1 protein-coding gene is annotated in these 1,822 nt (G+C 48.1%); it reads left to right on the forward strand.

From position 1 onward, the window contains the following. The first annotated feature begins 134 nt into the window (after positions 1-134). Positions 135-1,817 carry a gliding motility-associated C-terminal domain-containing protein gene (locus WBG21_RS11200; RefSeq protein WP_340077918.1) on the forward strand — a complete coding sequence of 561 codons (1,683 nt, stop codon included), beginning with the start codon at positions 135-137 and terminating at the stop codon, positions 1,815-1,817. Positions 1,818-1,822: the final 5 nt, after the last annotated feature.

A 1,822-nucleotide genomic window follows, 5' to 3' on the forward strand; every position in this document is an offset into this window, starting at 1 on the left:
TAAAATCTGAATTAACGGAGAGTCGAATAAAGATCAGGGAATTAGAAGGAGCGATAGAAGAGATACGATTCTTATTAAGGTCTTCATCAAAAGGAGGGTCATTAACAGACAAAGAATAAGCAACAATAGCCTTTATGCAAAAACGTACAATCCACATACTATTAATTACAACGGTCCTAACAATGTTTGGAGTGTCTGTACTATATTCCCAGCACCACAACTTGGGGATCCAGTACAATGGTAGTGGAGGAGTGATGAGCATATTCAGCAATTACACCAATAGCGGCACCCAGGTAAACAATGGAGAGATCTATTACTATGGCAATTGGACCAATGACAATGAGGTGAACTTCACCCCTGGCACCACCACTGGGCAGACTTATTATATCAGCACGAGCCCCCAGACCTTAAGCGGGGTAGGTATTACCAGTGAATTTTACAACATAACGATCAATAACCCCTCCGCGCCCCCTTCAATAATACTGAACACCGATATTGTGGTATTTGGTAACCTGGACTTTATGGACGGGGTGGTAGATGCCGATGACCCGGTTGCCAGTGGCCTTTTGCAATTCCAGGACAATGCCACCCACAGCAGTACGGGGAATGCCAGTTTTGTTGACGGCCCAGTGCACAAGACCGGTAACGATGCCTTTACCTTTCCGATAGGCGACCAGACCGGAGGCAGTTACACCTACCGTCCTGCGGGGATCAGTGCCCCGGGTGCTACCACCGAAGCATACCAGGCCCAGTATCATTTCACTGACCCGACTATAGATGGCTATGACACAGCCCAGCGGGAAGCCATATTAGAAGAGATAGATGCCCAAGAATATTGGGAGATCGACCAGTTAAACGGCAGCACCAATGTATCCATCACCTTAAGCTGGGACACTACGGTACCGACCACACCGAGCACCTTGACAGCTGACCCTACGACCTTGACCATTGCCCTATGGGACGGCACCCAATGGATCGACCAAGGCGGTACAATAAACATGACCAACAATACAATAACTACGACCCCCATCAGCTATGGCGTGTTCACGCTCGCCCGTGTATGTGCCCCCCCAACCCCTGTCGGCGATACATTACAGGAACCCTGTATAGGGGACAACCCTACAGTAGCCGATATAGAAGCCACGACAGTCTCCGGGACAACCATAGTATGGTATGATGCCCCCACCGGAGGCAATGTAGTGGACCCGGCCACCCCATTGACAGACGGGGCCACCTACTACGCAGAAGCCACAGACGATACCCTTCCCAGTAGGTGTGTAAGCAGTATCCGTTTGGCAGTAACGATTAATTTAGACCCTGATTGTGATGATGACGGTGTGTTGGACGTAGAAGAACAACCAACCGATACAGATGGAGATGGCATTCCTGACTATCTCGACCCTGATGATGACGGCGATGGTGTTCCGACAGCAGAGGAAGACACCAACCGTAATGGTGACTGGTTTGATGATGACTGTGATAGGGATGGTACTGCAGATTACTTAGATGAAAACAGCTGTTTTGTGTTCCCGAATGCCTTTTCCCCCAATGGCGATGGCTTTAATGACACCTTTGAGATCCCTATATTGGCAAGTTTCCCGAACTTCCGAATGCAGATTTTCAATCAGTATGGTAGTAAGGTATATGATTACCGACATGATGGTAGTAGTACGCCACAGTGGTGGGACGGTACTTCGAACAATGGTTTGACGGTGAGTAGTAATGAAGGGGTACCAGTAGGGACGTATTTTTACATTATAGAGTTTAACGATGGGGAGCGGGAACCTATTGATGGATGGGTATATTTGAATAGATAAGATAG

Origin of the sequence: Leptobacterium meishanense (assembly GCF_037645805.1) — a bacterium.
Taxonomy (GTDB): Bacteria; Bacteroidota; Bacteroidia; order Flavobacteriales; family Flavobacteriaceae; genus Leptobacterium_A; species Leptobacterium_A meishanense.

Excerpts from the sequence above, each read along its gene's own strand:
- WBG21_RS11200 (WP_340077918.1), top strand. The coding sequence starts at position 135 with ATGCAAAAACGTACAATCCACATACTATTAATTACAACGGTCCTAACA.